1 protein-coding gene is annotated in these 1,629 nt (G+C 69.1%); it reads right to left on the bottom strand.

What is annotated here, in order from left to right; all coding sequences use genetic code 11:
• Positions 1 to 196 precede the first annotated feature (196 nt).
• A complete protein-coding gene (gene serA, locus FV228_RS29040; protein ID WP_187277960.1) occupies positions 197 to 1,429 on the bottom strand; it encodes a phosphoglycerate dehydrogenase in 1,233 nt (410 codons plus the stop codon).
• Positions 1,430 to 1,629 lie beyond the last annotated feature (200 nt).

The raw sequence follows: 1,629 nt of genomic DNA, 5'->3' as shown, positions 1-1,629 counted from the left end.
GCCGCGGACGGCCCCGGCGCGGCGACGAACGATCCCGGACGCCGGCGGAGACCGGCTCCGCCCGCGTTCGAGGCCTCACAAGCTGCCAGAGATTTTGAATTCAGGAAAGCAAAGCTTCAGGGCGGCGGCGAATACGGGCTGCGTTCGTGGAATGACGGGTTTCGGCCCGGGACGTACTGCTCCACGCCGGCGCTGCTCACGCGGCCCGGGGAATCAGGCGCCGGGCGCGCACGGTGCCGTCGATGCTCCGCAGCGCCTGGAGCACCGCATCCGCCTCCATCCGCTCCACAGACGCATCCACGACCACGTAGCCGAAATCGCCGTCGGTCTGCAGATACTGCGCGTCGATGTTGAGCGCGCGGCCCGAGAAGACCGTATTGATCTTGCCCAGGACGCCGGGCACGTTCCGGTGCACGTGGAGGAAGCGTGCGCCGGACAGGCGCGGCGGCAATTGCACCTGCGGGAAGTTGACGGCGCCCAGCGTCGAGCCGGTCTGGGCGTACTCCACCAGCTTGCGGGCGACCTCCGCGCCGATGCGGTCCTGCGCCTCTTCCGTCGATCCGCCGATATGCGGGGTCAGGATCACGTTCGCGAGGCCCTGGAGCGGCGAGACGAAGCGCTCCGCGTTGGAGGTCGGCTCGACCGGGAAGACGTCGATCGCCGCGCCGCCGAGACGGCCCTCCCGCAGCGCCCCGGCCAGGGCCTCCAGGTCCACCACCGTCCCGCGGCTGTTGTTGATCAGGTAGGCGCCGGGCTTCATGGCGCGGATCCGCGCCGCATTCATGAGCCCGTGCGTCGCCGGGGTCTCGGGGACGTGCAGGCTGACCACGTCGCTCACGGCGAGCAGGGTGTCCAGGCTGTCCACCGGCTCGGTGTTGCCGTGGCGCAGCTTGTCGGTCAGGTCGTGGAAGACGACGCGCATGCCCATCGCCTCGGCGAGATTGGACAGCTGCGAGCCGATATTGCCGTAGCCGACGATCCCCAGAATCTTGCCGCGGACCTCGAAGGCGCCCGTCGCGGATTTGTCCCATCCGCCCGCATGCGCGGAGGCCGAGCGCGGCAGGATGCGCCGGAGCAGCATCACGATCTCGCCGATCGTGAGTTCGGCGACGCTGCGGGTGTTCGAGAACGGCGCGTTGAAGACGGGCACGCCGCGCGCCCGGGCGCTCTCGAGATCGACCTGGTTGGTCCCGACGCTGAAGCAGCCGATCACGGTCAGGTCGGGCAGCGCGTCGAGCAGCTCCGCCGTGACCGTGGTCCGCGAGCGGATCCCGAGCACGTTGGTGTCGGCGAGGCGCGCCGCCTCGGCGAGGCCGAAGGCGTGGGACAGCGGTTGGACCGCGCCGAATCCCGCCTGCGCGAAGATCGCGTGGGCCGTGGCGGCGATGTTCTCGCTCAGGACGATGCGTTCCGTAGGCAAAACCGGCACCTCTGCAGACGGGATGATGCAGATCTTCACGATCGGCGTGGTGCGGTTCGTCGTCAATCGTCTTCGATCGGCGAACCGGACAAGACGGAAGAATTTTCGTATTGTTGCCCAATACGATGGGAGGAATGTGTCCGGCGAGGCCGGTCGCCGCCTCCGGCTTCGGCGGCAGCTCGGCGCGCAGGGCCGAGTCGGCTGACGGC

Origin of the sequence: Methylobacterium sp. WL18 (genome assembly GCF_008040015.1) — a bacterium.
Classification (GTDB): Bacteria; Pseudomonadota; Alphaproteobacteria; order Rhizobiales; family Beijerinckiaceae; genus Methylobacterium; species Methylobacterium mesophilicum.
Note: the sequence above shows the minus strand (reverse complement) of the source record. Positions and strands in the feature narration are given on the sequence as shown.